At 44.8% G+C, this 16,142-nt stretch carries 9 protein-coding genes; 6 read left to right on the top strand and 3 right to left on the bottom strand.

Features of this window, described 5'->3' with window-relative positions; all coding sequences use genetic code 11:
• Window positions 1-40: 40 nt before the first annotated feature.
• Entirely contained in the window at window positions 41-718 is a 678-nt protein-coding gene (locus tag CAL7507_RS20090) for a purine or other phosphorylase family 1 (RefSeq protein WP_015130327.1), read from the bottom strand.
• A gap of 387 nt (window positions 719-1,105) precedes the next feature.
• Between CAL7507_RS20090 and CAL7507_RS20085 the strand changes: the two genes are divergently transcribed.
• The 4 genes from CAL7507_RS20085 to CAL7507_RS20070 all read left to right on the top strand — a co-directional run bounded on the left by CAL7507_RS20085 (window position 1,106) and on the right by CAL7507_RS20070 (window position 7,254).
• The gene (locus tag CAL7507_RS20085) at window positions 1,106-3,841 is read left to right on the top strand and encodes an efflux RND transporter permease subunit (protein WP_015130326.1); all 2,736 of its coding nucleotides are present in this window, start codon (window positions 1,106-1,108) and stop codon (window positions 3,839-3,841) included.
• A 53-nt stretch (window positions 3,842-3,894) separates the two neighbouring features.
• Window positions 3,895-4,881: a hopanoid-associated sugar epimerase gene (gene hpnA / locus CAL7507_RS20080; protein ID WP_015130325.1), complete on the top strand. Its 987-nt coding sequence runs from the start codon at window positions 3,895-3,897 to the stop codon at window positions 4,879-4,881.
• 137 nt (window positions 4,882-5,018) lie between these two features.
• Window positions 5,019-6,035, top strand: a complete 1,017-nt coding sequence (gene hpnH, locus CAL7507_RS20075) for an adenosyl-hopene transferase HpnH (RefSeq protein WP_015130324.1) — start codon at window positions 5,019-5,021, stop codon at window positions 6,033-6,035.
• A gap of 103 nt (window positions 6,036-6,138) precedes the next feature.
• Window positions 6,139-7,254: a radical SAM protein gene (locus CAL7507_RS20070; RefSeq protein ID WP_015130323.1), complete on the top strand. Its 1,116-nt coding sequence runs from the start codon at window positions 6,139-6,141 to the stop codon at window positions 7,252-7,254.
• A gap of 48 nt (window positions 7,255-7,302) precedes the next feature.
• On the opposite strand, the gene CAL7507_RS20065 is transcribed toward CAL7507_RS20070, so the two are convergent.
• Window positions 7,303-8,103: a DUF928 domain-containing protein gene (locus CAL7507_RS20065; protein WP_015130322.1), complete on the bottom strand. Its 801-nt coding sequence runs from the start codon at window positions 8,101-8,103 to the stop codon at window positions 7,303-7,305.
• Window positions 8,104-8,148: 45 nt separating this feature from the next.
• Window positions 8,149-10,536: a CHASE2 domain-containing protein gene (locus CAL7507_RS20060; RefSeq protein ID WP_015130321.1), complete on the bottom strand. Its 2,388-nt coding sequence runs from the start codon at window positions 10,534-10,536 to the stop codon at window positions 8,149-8,151.
• Between the two features lie 822 nt (window positions 10,537-11,358).
• On the opposite strand from CAL7507_RS20060, the gene CAL7507_RS31820 reads away from it, so the two are divergent.
• The gene (locus tag CAL7507_RS31820) at window positions 11,359-11,574 is read left to right on the top strand and encodes a hypothetical protein (RefSeq protein WP_015130320.1); all 216 of its coding nucleotides are present in this window, start codon (window positions 11,359-11,361) and stop codon (window positions 11,572-11,574) included.
• Between the two features lie 82 nt (window positions 11,575-11,656).
• Window positions 11,657-16,111, top strand: coding sequence for an S-layer family protein (locus CAL7507_RS20055; RefSeq protein WP_015130319.1), 4,455 nt, complete (start codon window positions 11,657-11,659; stop codon window positions 16,109-16,111).
• The last annotated feature ends 31 nt before the right edge of the window (window positions 16,112-16,142 follow it).

The following is a 16,142-nucleotide window of genomic DNA, read 5'->3' as shown; positions in this document are numbered from 1 at the left end:
ACTTCGGCTGCCTATTGCCTATCCTAGCCATAAGACTTTTTCAGTAAGCCCTAATTAGTGATTCTATCAAGTTCTCTAACACTTTTAACCCCTGCAAGGAACCTCGAATTAGTCTTGTAGCCGCTATGGGTTGCTGAATTAATCTCAGTGCTAGGGATAAGGGTTTTAAGGAACCATCGGCGCTGATTGCTGATGTTAAATCAGGTATATCGTGGCGACAGTCATCGCTGACGACTCGCAGCATTGCTATTGACACTCCCAACTGATGAAAGAAATCTAAGACGGCAAATCCTTCCATGTCAACAACATCAGCCCCAAATTTCTCACCCAGATGGAGTTTTTCTGCTGCTGAACAAATTACGCGATCGCTTGTTAATGACTTGACTAAAGTAACTTTGTCTGATATACGCGAGCAGATTTCTGTTGTCAAGAGGCGATCGCACTTTTGCAACTTTCCTTGATAAACACAATCTTGATACAGCACGATATCCCCCACAGAATAGCTAGGGTTGAGGCTACCGCATAAACCCATAACCAAAACTCTCGACAAGGGATTCACTAATTGATTCTGCTCTTGCAATTTATGCAGATATGTGATTAGTGGCTTGATGCCAACAGGAATTGGCATCACAGTCGGTTTAGCGGTGGTGACACGGCTTAAGCCACGACACACAGCTTTATACTCGGCTCCTTGAGGTACTAAAATTATCATTGGCATTTGTCAAGAGTCAAGAGTCAATCCGATTTTGGATTTTGGATACTTCGGCAAGCTCAGTACAAGTTTTAGATTTTAGATTGACTGCACCCATAAAGGGATGCAGCTTGGGGATTTTAAATTGACCCTTCGGCTTCGCTCAGGGTCAACGATTTTAGATTGATTCCGCCACGCCACTTGCTCATGGGAGAAACCCCCAAGACCGCAGTGGCTCCACAAGGGGCGGGGCTTGAACCAAAAACAATCCAAAATCCAAAATTTAAAATCTAAAATTCGGAGGGTCAACAGTCCCCATAATCTTGCTTTTTATCAGTAAACAGAACTCCCAAAGTAGAAGTGATTAATGTAGCATGTCTAATGATGGCGTCACCCGCACGATGATTTTCTAAGATGGTAAAGCCTAATAGCTCAAAATCCGCACGAGAACGCTTCAATATTTCCAGATTAGCGATTGAATTTTCGTGGTTGACGATTGGTTTTTGGATTGCTGTGACGGTAGCTGGGCTTCTGGCTTTCAGTTCCCTCAAGTATGCTTTGTTTCCAGATATTACTTTCCCGGTGGTGGTGGTGAATGCTCAAGCCCCACTAACAACGGCACTGGATATAGAAGCCAAGCTGACTCAACCATTAGAGCAACGTTTGAAATCTCTGGAAGGGCTTGAAGATATTCGCTCATCTACCTATCCCGGCCAAACTGCTGTTAGCCTATCTTTTGTTGTTGGTACGAACTTAGAAAAATCGACTCGCCAAGTTGAAACTGCACTAAAGCAGTTGAAATTAACTCAGGGAGCGAATTATAAAATCATTCCTTTAAATCTCAACGAGTCAGCGGCTATTAGCTACGCCATTGAGAACCCATCAGGGAATCTCACTGATTTGACTAAGTTGGCAAAAGACCAGATTGTTCCAGCGATCGCTAAACTATCAGGAGTACTCAAAGTCTCATTGTTGGGTGTTCCTAGTCCACCAACTCCCCAGTTATCAGCAGGCGGGGCTACTTTAGTACGCTTTAATGGTAAGGATGCTCTAGCATTTCAGGTAATCAAACGGGGTAACGCCAACACATTAGAAGTAGTGAGTCGGGTAGAGAAAGAAGTCCAAAAGCTCCGTTCTACCCTCAAGGATGTCAAAATCACTTTAGCCGCAACACAAGCAGAATACATCCGCCATGCGACTCAATCAACTATCGATTCTCTAATTGAAGCGGTGCTGTTGTCTGTTGTCGTCATTTTCCCTTTTTTGTGGAACTGGCGAGCAACTCTCATTTCCGCGCTGGCGATTCCTACGTCTATGTTGGCGACGGCGATCGTCATGGCGATTTTTGGCTTTAATTTAGAGACAATTACGCTCTTAGCTTTGGCTTTAGTGATTGGATCAATTGTCGATGATGCGATCGTGGATGTAGAAAACATCATGCGCCACATCGAAGATGGCGAAACTCCTCGCCAAGCCGCCTTGATAGCCACAAACGAGATTGGATTAACAGTTACAGCCGCCACATTCACAGCCGTAGCAGTTTTTCTCCCCATAGGTTTAATGGGTGGTGTGATTGGTCAGTTTTTCAAACCTTTTGGTATTACTGTCTCAGCAGCAATGCTGGCTTCTTTGTTAGTTGCTCGGACTTTATCACCTGTTTTATCTATTTACTGGCTAAAACCTAAATCTTCCCGGCGAAGAGAAGGGATGTTGTGGCTACGCTTCGCTCAATCTTATCGCGACTTGCTGCAATGGTCTTTAAATCACCGGGCGATCGTGATTGCATTAGCTGTCTTCAGTTTCATCGCTGGTGTAGCGCTGATTCCCCTCATTCCCAAAGGCTTTATTCCCAAACTAGATCGAGGCGAATTTAATATTACCTATACTGCTCCTTTACCGAGTTTACCTACTGGGCAGGGAGCAGCCCTTCGACTTCGCTCAGGGCAAGGGGGCAGGGAGCAGGGAGCAGGGGGAGCAGTTTCTAGTCCCCAATCCCCAGTCCCCAGTCCCCAGTCCCTGGGCACTGAGCGAAGTCGAAGTGCAATACTCACTCTCCAGTACCCAATCCCCAATCCCCTAAATGACTCCCTTGAAGTTGCGAAGAAATTAGAGGCGGTAGTGAGAAAATCACCAGCAGTGGAAACGGTGTTTACTACTGTTGGTTCTCGTGAGGGTGAGCCAAATAAAGGCGTGCTTTATGTGAAACTTAAGAGCGATCGCCCAATCAAAACAGCAGAACTCCAAGACCAATTCCGCACAACTTTACCGACGCTTCCGGGCGTGACTACCAGTATTGAAGATATCCAATTTGTGGATACTGGCGGTCAAAAACCCCTCCAGGTGTCGTTAAGGGGTAATGACCTCAAAGCACTCAGCAAAGCCGCCAAGGCAATTAAAGAGCGGTTGGTGAAACTCCCAGGGTTTGCGGATGTCACAGTTACAGGGGAAGGAAATCAACAAGATACGGTTGTTCAGATTGAGCGTCTGAATAATCAGCGGGTGGCTTATATCAGCGCCAACCTGGGCAAGGATCTATCCTTGGGTAATGCCACTGATAAAGTGGTAGCTGAAGCTAAAAAAGTGATGCCTGCTGGCGTTTCCTTGGACTTGGGAGGAGACTCTGCCCGCCTGGGTGAGGTTTTTGGTAGTTTCGGTACGACTCTGGCTTTATCGGCATTGTGCATTGTAGTGGTGCTGATTTGGCTATTTAAAGGCTGGGTTGATCCTGTAGTTATTGGTGTTTCTTTGCCTTTGGCGCTGGTGGGGGCGATGTTGGCGTTGCTGATTACCAAGAGCGACTTTGGCATGATCTCGCTGATTGGCTTTGTGTTTTTGCTAGGGATTACTAACAAAAATGCCATCCTGATTGTGGACTACATTAATCAACTGCGCGAGTCTGGCTTAGAGCGGACAGAAGCGATTCTCAAAGCTGGGCCAGTACGCCTCAGACCAATCATGATGACCACTGCAGCGACAATTTTAGGTATGGTACCCATCGCTTTAGGTTTAGGCGCAGGTTCAGAATTGCGATCGCCTATGGCTGTATCCATCGCCGGCGGTTTAGTAACTTCAACGATTCTCAGTTTGATTGTCGTACCAGTAGTCTACGCCATTTTGGATGATTGGTTTCCCCGGTTTCAGAAGAGATGAGGGGCAGGGGCAGGGGGCAGGGGGAATGACAAATGCCAAATAACAAATGACAAATGACACAAGTTTTTGTGACGGGGGGTACGGGTTTTATTGGTAGTCACGTTGTACGGTTGTTACTGCAACAGGGATACACAGTGAAAGCACTAGTGCGTTCCAGCAGCAACCTGGAAAATCTCCGGGGGCTAAAAGTGGAAATTGTCACAGGGGATTTAAATGATCCAGAACTTTGGCAGCAAATGCGTGGTTGTCAGTACCTGTTCCATGTCGCTGCCCATTATTCACTGTGGCAAAAAGACCGAGAGCTACTCTACCATCACAATGTCCTGGGTACACGGAATGTACTAGTATCTGCCCAAAAAGCGGGTATTGAGCGCACTGTCTACACCAGTTCGGTGGCGGCGATTGGTGTGGGAGCATCTGGTCAAGTCGTAGATGAAACACATCAGAGTCCCCTAGAAAAATTGGTTGGTGACTACAAAAAATCTAAGTTTCTGGCGGAACAAGAAGCTATGCAAGCTGTAACTACAGGACAGGATGTGGTTGTAGTTAATCCCAGTAGCCCGATTGGCCCATTGGATATCAAACCCACTCCCACAGGCGATATTATCCTGCGATTTTTACGGCGACAAATGCCTGCTTATGTAAATACTGGTTTGAATTTTATCGATGTGCGGGATGTGGCCTGGGGACATTTACTGGCTTTGCAAAAGGGGAAATCAGGCGATCGCTATATTTTAGGTCATCAAAACCTTACCCTCAAAGAACTACTTGACCAACTTTCCCAGCTTACGGCTATGAAAGCACCCCAAATGTCTGTACCTGCTTGGCTCCCCCTCAGCGTTGCTTGGGTTGATGAAAAGATACTCGCACCCTTGGGGAAATCACCCTCAGTACCTTTGGACGGTGTCCGCATGGCGCAACAGCCTATGTATTACAATGCTTCAAAGGCAGTAAGAGAGTTGGATCTCCCACAGTCTGACTTGACAACTGCACTCAAAGATGCAGTTGATTGGTTTATCAGTGAGCGATATGTCAAATGAAGTTTGAAGTATGCAGTAGGTAGGGCTATGCCTTACAAAACCCTGATGTGGTGGGCAATGCCCACCCTACAGAGACTGCAATTAATTTCACACTTCAGACTTCATACTTAATACTTTATAGAGGAGTGTTCGGAATCATGGCAGTTAATCTACAACAAGCTATAGATATCGGGAAGTATCTGGTGACTCAGCGCTTAAAAGGGCGTAAACGCTTCCCGCTAGTCTTGATGTTGGAACCTCTTTTCCGGTGTAACCTAGCCTGCACTGGCTGCGGCAAAATCCAGCATCCAGTGGAAATCTTAAAACAAAACCTCACTCCAGAACAGTGCTTCGCTGCAGTGGAAGAATGCGGTGCACCTGTTGTCTCAATTCCTGGAGGCGAACCACTATTACATCCCCAAATTGATGAGATTGTGCGGGGATTAATTGAGCGCAAGAAATATATTTACTTGTGTACTAATGGTTTGTTGTTAGAAAAAAGCCTGCATAAGTTTCAACCTTCCCCATATCTGACATTCAGCGTACATCTAGATGGGTTGCGGGAATGGCACGATAAGTGTGTCGATCGCCAAGGCGTTTTTGATACTGCGGTGAAAGCGATTCGCGCCGCCAAAGCCCAAGGCTTCCGCGTGGCTACTAACACCACCATCTTTGAGGGTTGCGATCCTCAAGAAATGCAAAAGTTCTTTGACTTTCTAGAAACCCTAGATACTGACGGGATGATGATTTCTCCTGGCTACAGTTACGAGTGGGCACCAGATCAAGAACATTTCCTCAACCGCGAACAAACACGCGCCCTCTTCCGGCAAATTCTCGCCCCCTACAAAGCTGGTGACAAAAACTGGAATTTCAATCACAACCCATTATTCCTAGATTTCCTCACAGGTGAGAAGGAATATGAATGTACGCCTTGGGGTAGCCCTAGTTACAGTGTCCTTGGTTGGCAAAAACCTTGTTATTTGCTGAATGAAGGCTATTACACCACCTTTAAGGAACTACTAGACAAAACTGACTGGAGTGAATACGGACGCGCTAGTGGTAATCCTAAGTGTGCCGATTGTATGGTTCACTGCGGCTATGAACCCACCGCCGCAATGGATGCGATGCAACCACAAAACATGGCTCGTGCCCTTGGTAGTGTGTTTGGGAAGTAATTAAACAGTTATCAGTGAACAGTAAACAGTGAATAGTAAACAGACTGATAACTGATAACTGATAACTGATAACTGATAACTGATAACTGATAACTGGTAAACTATGTCTAAAAATAGCTCGGTTGTAGTTGCTAAAAGGCGATCGCTCTGGCAAATGGCACTACAAGGAGTGTTGGATGGTGGCCCGGCTACGTGTCAATTCGCTATTACTAGTGTATGCAATGCCCGTTGTGGGTTCTGTAGCTTTGCTGTTGATCAGATGCCATTGGAGGCGCGGCATACTGTGACGCTGGAAGACGCAAAGCAGGCGGCGGAGATTCTTTATCGCAATGGCGTGTATTTCTTAATCTACGTGGGTGGTGAACCAATGGCTCATCCCCAGCTAAATGAGATGATTGCTCATGCATCTAGTATTGGTATGGCACCGATGTTAGTAACTAACGGTTCCTTGCTAACACCAAAGCGCATTGACGAGATGGCTGATGCTGGGCTGGTGAGTGCGATTATCTCTATTGATGCAGCTAACGCACAAATACACGAGCAAAACCGGGGACTCAAGGGAGTGTGCGATCGCATTCGGGATGCTAATACCCATTTTCAACGTCGCAAAATTCATACTACCGCCTCTGTCACCATGAGCCGACTGGTGAACGACTACTCCCAATTGCCGCCATTCCTGGAGTCCCTAGGATTTGATAGTGTGACTTTCTCTTATCCACTCACCACCCTGGCATCTTCTTATCTTGGTTTCGCTGAGTCTAACTTAGTGGATTACACTGCCGAGGAGTTGGATGGGCTATTTGAGACTGTGAAAGCACTCAAAAGCAACTTTCCAGTTGTCAATCCTACCGCCTCAATTGAAGATATGCAGCGTCATTTACGCGGTGAACCAGAACAATTTGGTTGTCTTGGTGGCTGGAAGTTGTTTTATCTAGATTGGCATCTTCAGCTCTACCGCTGTCACAACTGGGATAAACCCATGTGTCACATCAGTGAGTTTGATAATTCTCAGCGGGTGCGTGATGGCTGTACTGCGTGCATGATTGACTGCTATCGCGACTCCAGTGTTATGCAACATGTCGGTGTCGCTGTTAGTGATGGGGTGCAAGCACTAGCTAAGGGAGAAGTCCACAAAGCTTGGAAACTTTGGTTTAATCGCCAAAATCTAGTTTCCCTCAAAGCTGTCTGGGAACAAGCAAGTTGGTTGCGTCAACTTTAACAGTTAACAGTTAGGAATAATTTTAGGTTGGTTTCTTTCCTTTCCCACTTACTTGCAGCAGTCGATAAGAGGTTGTGTAGTCAGCTTTTCTAAACCTGCTGAGTTGAGTAAACTTGTCCAGTCTGCCTTTAGCGTTGCATCTTGAGGCTTGGCGCGGCGGAGTTCTGCCAGAGTGGTGAGAGCATCGTACCAAATACCGTTTTCAGCATAAAGTCCTACCTGTTGCTGGGGGGTTGCTTGTTTGAGGCGTTCTGCAAGGCTGGGATTGGGACTAACTCGTTGCACCCAGCCTTCCACATACTCTAGTTGTGCTGGTTGTTGTGGGTCACATTTTACTCTCACTTTAAAAAACCAGTGATACATCTTGCCTATCTCCAATGGCTCGGTACTTGATGGCAAGTGTATGCTGACAATTCCTGGTGTTTGCGGAGGTGTTACTAAAGTCCGGTATATAGTTTTACCAGGTTTATTTGACTCATCTTTCAGAACAAACTCCGTGGTGGCAATTGCAGAGATGTTATGAGGAACAAAAAACCAAAAGGTTGAATGTTCAGCGGTTGTTAATCCCCAGACTTTGGTGACGGAAATAGCTGGTCTTTTTTCTTGGTTGACAGTCTGTTCATATGCGGGAACTAATGCCGTGAGAGATTGGCTATTTGTCGCACACCCACGACTAGCTGCACTCCCACGATCGCCTGCCGCACCTCTGTCGGGCGGAGGTGGTGGCGGCACAAACTTGACTGGAGAGGCGAACTGATAAGTCGGCGCTTGCGCCATCGCCTTCCCAAAATTCATCTCTAGCACCAAGGTTAGTGCTAATACGGTAATATATTGTATGTTATTTTTCATTGGTCATTTGTCATTGGTCATTTGTCATTGGTCATTTGTCATTGGTCATTCCCCCTGCTCCCTGCCCCCTGCCCCCTTGCCCTGAGCGGAGTCGTTCGCGTAGCGTCTCGCAGAGAAGGGCTGCCCCATTGCAATACTGCCGCCGCCAATCAGGGCTAATGCTGCGGGAACTAGGGGAACCCAATAGCCCCAAATAATCAATAAGACTAGGCACATACTATATAAAATAACGAACTGACAGGTGAGTGCTAGGGCGATCGCTATTCCACTTAATTGTCGCAGATACCACACAAGTAAACTGCCACTTAAAGACCAGCCCCAAATCCACATCGCTTCACCCCATAATGTCCACGTCCACAATAGAGGTCGCCCATCTAAAGCAGCACTCAGTAGTTGACTGACCATTTGTGCTTGCAAAACCACTCCTGGTATGGCTTGGGAGTTTCCTGTGGTGGTAGTGTAGGGGGTTAAAGAGTAATCATTAAAACTTTCGGCTGTTGTGCCAATGAGGATAATCTTATCTTTAACCGCAGCTGCATTCAATTGACCGGCTAATGCTTGTTTTAAAGTAATTTGGGGTGCGATCGCTTCTGGAGAGCCTGAGGAGCGATAATTTAATAAAATTTGATGTGCTAAAGCATCTATTTTTTGATATCCTCCACTGTGTCCTTCTAGGGGTTTAAATTTGAGCTTCCCTAGTTTCCACACACCACCGGCGATAAATTCCAGTTGGATTCCCTGCTTGTACAAATATCGTAATGCTATCTGCACACTGAGAGCGTAGGACGCAGCACAAGCAGATGAGGGTGGAGGAGTTAACGCTAACAGATGACGACGCACCACATGATCTGGATCTGGGATAATATCACTGAAGCCCAAACGCTCTGGAGAAACTTCTGGTGGTGGTTTGACACCAGATTTTCCGGCTTGGGGATTGCTCACCTGACAAACTGAAATTAGGCGATCGCTTTTTCGCATCCGGGAAGCTAAAGTTGGATAATCCTTGCCAACAGCATAATCTCGGTAAATATCCAAGCCAATCACCGCTGCTTGATCAACCTCTAACTTCTCCAAGAGTTTACCGAAAGACTTGTCTGAAAGCGAACCTCGGCGTTGTTCTTGGGCTTGAGCTTGCACATCATCTTCTGTCACTGTCACCACCAGCAACCGTGAATCTGGTGTTTCTTGAGGACGTAGCCGCAACAACTGGTCAAATGCCTGTAATTCCAATGGTTGCATTATTCCTAAATACCTAATCCCCATCACCAACGCAGACATGACCGCACTGGTAAGGAGGATAACGGAGAAATTCAGACGACGTTTTAGTAGTGTAGCCGTTTGTACTTCATGTCTACCTCCAGCCAATTCCTGCCAACTCAACGACATCTCACCTGGATTTTGGCAGATAATAGGTAGCCAAGTAGCACAGGGAAATTGTTTTTCCAGTCCTTGCAACCGTTCCCGCCCTTCTCGCACCGACAGATACAAAGATTCACCACGAGCAAAAGCCGACAAAAAATGCTTCAAAAACTCTTGCGCCACCAAATCTGGGACAGGTTCCCGCATTACAATTAATTGCGGAATTTGTAAATCGGCAAACTCCCGCGCCAGTCCCAAGCCATCGCAAGAGTTAAAAATTGCCAATTTTAGCCCCCGTTCCACTGCCTTTTTTAAAGCGAATTTCAACTCACTAATTTTGAGACTTTCGGTTTGATTGATATAAATTTGTCCAGTTTCACCTGTTCCCTGACTAGAACTATGTCCAGCGAAAAAGAGAATTTGCCAATGTTGTTCCCACAATTGGTCAGTTAAGTCTTGACATTTTGGCTCAACTAAAAAAGTGACATCTGCATTGGTTAATTGTTCTAGAACTGCCCTATCTGCTGCGATATCAATTCCTTGACTATTACCTAAAATAGCGAGAATTTTTATTGTTTTTGTCTGGTTTGAGAGCCGGGAAACTTGCTCATAAACAGTAGCACTCAGTCCGATTTCAGCGTGAGGATAACGCTCCAGCAAATCCCAAAGATGCCAAGGTAGTTTTTGCAGTTGCAGGTTTTTTGTTTGCAAAAGCACCCGGATGTTATCCGTAGGCATCAGCTTTTCTAGCCATTTCTCGCGGATGGGGCGAAAAGAGTCTGAAGAGAGCCAAGTATTAAAACTAACTTTTAATTTTGCAGATGCTTGCTCACAATCTGCCAAAGTTGGGGGTTGCGTTGCTTGCTTTGGTAAACCGATGGGACGTGCTGATAAATCGAGACGACGGTAAATTGATTGCCAATTGTGATAAAAATGGGGAATTTCTAACTGTGGCGGTAACTCACCTGTAATTTCTATAGTTGGGCGAGCATTTTCATCACCAATTTGGAGTGTGACAGGAAATCCCTGCTCAAAGTTACCTTCTCCAAATTTTAAGATGACTAACTTGCTCACAGTTAATTCTCCAAATAGATGCCGCTAATTTTGAATGTAGAGCAAAAAGGCTGAAGTCTGAAGTATAAAGTCTGAAGTATAAAGTCTGAAATCTGAAGTCTGAAGTCTGAAACAACGTATCTGTAGAGTGGGCATTGCCTAGGCTGTTGACTTTGTACGAAATTAGCTAAAAATGATCATGCAATTTTTGTGTTTACCGTAGGGGCATCGGCACTGCCGTGCCCTGATGAGAACGTTAAATACGACTTTTATTTTGGATGATGCATTTTGGGCTAAAAACCCTCAGAGTCAACACCCTAGTGGTTTGTCAATTTTGTTTTGAGGGGTTTTTGGTAGTGCGGGCCGAAAAGCCCGCGTGAGCGAGACGCTCACACTACAGTCCCTCATTTCAACCCTGACAGACTACTAGGCATTGCCTACAATATCATGGTGTTGGTGGGCATTGCTGACCCTACTTAATTTGCAAGGTAGAAATTAACAGATTTCTCGTAGGGGCGCGGTCTCCGCGCCCTTGCTTGCCAACGTGTTTGTATCATTAAATTAAAGTGAAATGGTATCAGCCCAGCATTTTAAGGTTGCCGCGCTACTACATTTTTTTTGTATCATTTTAGTCGTGTCAGTCCAGTTGAGTGGGTTAATTTGAGTTACAAGTGTAGCTAGTCCTAGACATGTTAATTTCTCCAAAAACAATGAGATAACGTTGGGTGTTAAAGTCTTCTCTTCTGTTGCTATTTACGACTGTTTTTTTTGTCTATGCATTTACACACGAAAAATTTTTGATAAATTCCAGTTTCTTCATCATTGCTTTAACCTAAAGGCTTAATGTCGTCATCTGAAGGCTTAATATCGTCACCGGAAGGCTTAATGTCGTCACCGGAAGGCTTAATGTCGTCATCTAAAGGCTTAATGTCGTCATCTAAAGGCTTAATGTCGTCACCGGAAGGCTTAATGTCGTCATCTGAAGGCTTAATGTCGTCACCGGAAGACTTAATGTCGTCATCTGAAGGCTTAATGTCGTCACCTGAAAGTATAATTTAGTAGTTTGCAGTGCATTTTAATAGTTGTATTCTATTTTTATCTAGCTTTTAAATTCACTAATTTTTTCTGGGAAGGTACTGGTATGGCTCGATTTTGGCAGTATCTAGTGTCAATTAGTACCTTATTTACCAGTAGTTTTCTGATCAACCTTAATACTGATGCCTTCGCCCAAAGCATCACTCTAGATGGCAGTTTAGGAACTCCAGGAACTTTAACAGGGCCTGATTATGTAATTCCCCAAGCCGCAGGTCAAGCAGTTGGTAATAATTTATTCCACAGTTTTGGCCAGTTTAATCTGAATAGTAATGAAGCAGCAATTTTTCAAAGTAACCCCAATATCCAAAATATTCTCTCTCGCGTAACAGGCGGAAATCAATCTGTAATTGATGGTTTAATTCGCACCCAGAGTGGCGTTAATCTATTTTTAATTAATCCTAGTGGGATTATATTTGGACAGAATGCGCGGTTAGATGTGGGTGGTTCGTTTGTGGCGAGTACGGCGAATGCATTGCAATTTGGCAATTTGGGCTTTTTCAGCGCGACTGATAAAAATGTCCCTTCACCTTTGTTGACAATTAATCCTTCAGCTTTTTTGTTTAATCAAATCAAAGCTGCATCCATTATCAATAACTCAATTGCATCAGCCGGTCAAACCCCAGCCGGTTCACCCTTAACTGGTTTGAGGGTTCCTGATGGACAGAGTTTGCGGTTTGTGGGTGGTGATGTGGATAGCAGCGGTGGAGACTTAGTTGCGTTGAGTGGTCAAGTTGAAATTTCGGGAAATAATCTAGCAGTTAAAAATATCGCCACAGCTGGTTATTTTGGCAATCCTGGTGGAGCAATTACCCTAAATGCTAAAAATAACATTAACATCACAGGCGATCTAAATTCTTTTGCTTTTGCTAGGGTAGACAACGCAGGTAACGGTGGAGCAATTACCCTGAAGGCTACAGATAACATTAACATCACAGGCGATCTAAATTCTTGGGCTTTCACGAATGTTGGTAACACAGGTAATGGTGGAGCAATTGCACTCACCGCAGAGCGTGGCGATATCAATATTAAAGGTACTCTGGATTCCTCTGCACTCAGTAATACTGGTAATCCTGGGAATGCCGGGAGCATCACCCTGAATGCTCCCACTGGGAGTATTAAAATGACTGGGGATTTGAATGCATATTCGTATAGTGATAAGTATTCCCAATTTTTTCGGGCTGGGAATGGAGGTAAAATCACGCTGAATGCGGCTAATGGTATAAATATCAACGGCAACATTGCTGCTAACTCTTACGCAAACTTTGGGAGTAGTGGGGATGGTGGCGATATACTAGTTAACATTTCTGCCGGGAGCTTGAAGATGAGAGGCGATTTAGATGCCTCTTCTACAGGGAATTTAGGTAGTTTGTCGGGTATTTCAATTAGCGATGCTAGCGTTGGTAACGGGGGAAGAGTTAGTATTAGTGCAGGCGATCGCATTGACATTGCCAGTAATTATAATTTTAGCCCCACAATTTCTACTCAAGCTTGGTTAACGTCGGGTAGCCCTTATGACGAATTTATCCAAACGGGCAATATTGGCAATGCTGGCACAATCACACTAACAGCCCCTAATGGGATTAAAGTTACTGGTAGTATCGATTCTAGTATATATAACGACAACGACAACGATCCAAATTCAAATATTGATAGCAAAAGTAATGCCATTTCTGGTAATGGGGGAGCAGTTAACCTCATTACATCCAACGGCAACATTGAGATAGGTAGTATCCGCTCTAATATCTTTGCCAGATTTGGCAATATTGGCAACGGGGGAAACGTTAACCTGAATGCTCCTCAAGGTAACATTCAAGTCAATGGCATTTTCGGCATTGACAGTTTCTCCGAAGTTAGTTTTGGTAATTCTAGCAGTGGTGGTGCAATTACCTTAACAGCACTAGGAGATATTACAGTACCCTATGGTTTTAATTCACATTCTTCCGCAGCAGCAGGTAACGCTGCCAATGGTGGAGATATTGCCCTCACAACTGTCAACGGTAATACTAATTTGGGTGGGGTTAACTCTTATTCTCTCGTGAATTATGTAGGCAATTCTGGTAATGCAGGTACAGTTACTCTCACTGCTCCTAACGGTAAGATTCAAACAAAAGATGTCTTTGCTTTCTCGGTTAGTACTCAATCACCACTAAATCCTGACGGACTTTCTGGAAAGGGCGGAACAATTGCTGTTACTGCCAAAAACGACATCACTACAGGTTCACTCATTAGCTACGGCGGTACAGAGTCAGGCAACATCACTGTGACTACCAACGGAGCCTTTGCTACTGCTAACAGTATCATCTCTACAAGTACAAATGGTGCGGGTAAAAGTGGGAATATAGAAATTCGCGCACAGTCAGTTTCTTTAAGCGAAGGGACTCAAGTCTCAACCTCCACTGCAACTCAAGGTAAAGGAGGAAACTTAACAATCATTGCACCAGAGTTTGTGACTCTGGGCGGTTCCAGTTCTGAAATTGTTCGCTTTGCATACACTCAACAAGGATTATTTGCAGCACCCGGTTCTGGACTACCATCAGGAGTAAAACTCAGTGGCTACATTCCACCCCTGGCTTTTTCTCGTCAGTTTGGTGACGTGAATTTTCCTACAGGATTATTTACTCAAACCTCTGGACAAATACCAAATGCTGGAAACGGCGGAGTCATCACCATTCAAACCGGAAAGTTAACCATTCAAGACCAAGGAGTAATTGCAGCAACGACTTTTGGGACTGGGAAGGGAGGCAATATCTTCGTCCAAGCCAACGATATTGAGATGAAAAATGGTTCTATCCTGACTGGAGTAGGGCCAGAAACTACAGGTAATAGTGGCAATATTGATATTCAAACCCGTTCTTTGTCTCTAAACAAAGGCGGTGTTGTGCAATCACTCACCTTAGGGGCAGGAAATGCCGGTAATATTCGAGTGCAAGCATCAGATGCTGTCACCATTGCGGGAGTCAGTCCTAATTCTAGCTCTTTAAGTGGCTTGCTTTCTGGTACGGAAGGAATTGATAGTGGTCGAGGCGGAAATATCAACGTTACCACCCCTCAACTGCGTATTTTTGACAAAGCTACATTGAGTGCTAGAACCTTAAATTCCTCTAGAGGCGGCGATATCGTCATCAACGCCAACACTGTGGAAGCCACAGGGGGTGGTCAGATGCTGACAAACACCTCCAGTAGTGGAAAAGCAGGTGACATAGCCATCAGTGCTACTCAGGAAGTGAAGTTGTCTGACCTTAATAGTGGTTTATTTGCTCGTACCCAAGGCGCTGGTGTTGGTGGTCAAGTAAAAATTGACACGCCATTATTAAAGGTTATCAATGCTGGACGGATATCTGTCGCCACTGCTTCTCAAGAAACATCTGGTGTTGGCGGTAGTGTGAGTGTGAATGCTGCTCAAATAATTATGACAGGTGACAGCAATATATCTGCAGGAACTGAAGGTGCTGCAAAAGGCGGAAATCTCACCCTTCAAGCCTATGGCAATGGAGACAACTTAACCGTTAACTTCCAAGATGGGGCAGAAATTTCTGCTTCTACTTCTAGTAGTGGTCAAGGGGGTAACGTGTTAATCAAAGCACCAAATTCCGTCACCTTGCAAGGCAATGGAGCAGTATCAGCAGGAGCTATAAGTAATGGAAAAGGTGGTAATTTAACAATTGAAACGGAAAAATTAACTATTAAAGATAGTGCCAGAGCAACAGTTAGCGCTCCTCAAGGACAAGCAGGGAATTTGACTGTCACTGCCAAAAAGATTAATTTAAATAACGGCAATATAACTGCAGAAACTGCCATTACTAATGGTGAGGAAGGAGCGAATATTAAGTTACAAGGCTTAAAATTATTGTTAATGCAAAATGGTAGTCGGATCTCGGCTCAAGCAAGAGGAACAGCGACTGGAGGTAACATTAATATTGATGCCGATCGCGGTTTTGTTGTGGCATATCCCAGAGAAGATAATGACATCATTGCTAGCGCTGCTTTTGGTCGGGGAGGTAATATTATAATTACAGCCGAAAGAATCTTTGGATTAACTGAAGGTAAAGCAATTTTAGGAAATGGAACTAATGACATCGATGCTAGTTCTGATTTTAATTCACCGGGTAAAGTTACCCTAAAAACCCCTGATCTTGACCCTAGTGGAGGTTTAACCGAACTACCCACTAACTTAGTTGATGTATCGCAGCAAATTGCACAAGGCTGCACCCCCAAAGGAAAAACCGCCAGCCACTTCATCTCCACAGGAAGAGGAGGTTTACCATTAAACCCTGATGAACCTTTGCGGGGACGGGCGGTGATTACTAATTGGGTGACATTAGATGAGGGGAATCAGGAGATAAAAGCAGAAATTACGCCACAACCAACGCCACAAACCATTGTGGAAGCACAAGGATGGGTAATAAATGCGGATGGTAAAGTTCAATTGGTGGCATCTGTGCCCGGTGGTGGTGGAGCTATACAATCTAACTCCAGTTGTGGTGTAGTGACATCCCCCTAGGCGATCGCCAATGATGAATAATTTAAAATTG

The sequence above is a fragment of the Calothrix sp. PCC 7507 genome (assembly GCF_000316575.1).
Taxonomy (GTDB): Bacteria; Cyanobacteriota; Cyanobacteriia; order Cyanobacteriales; family Nostocaceae; genus Fortiea.
The sequence above is the reverse complement of the archived record's forward strand: the minus strand, read 5'-3'. Positions and strand labels throughout refer to the sequence as shown.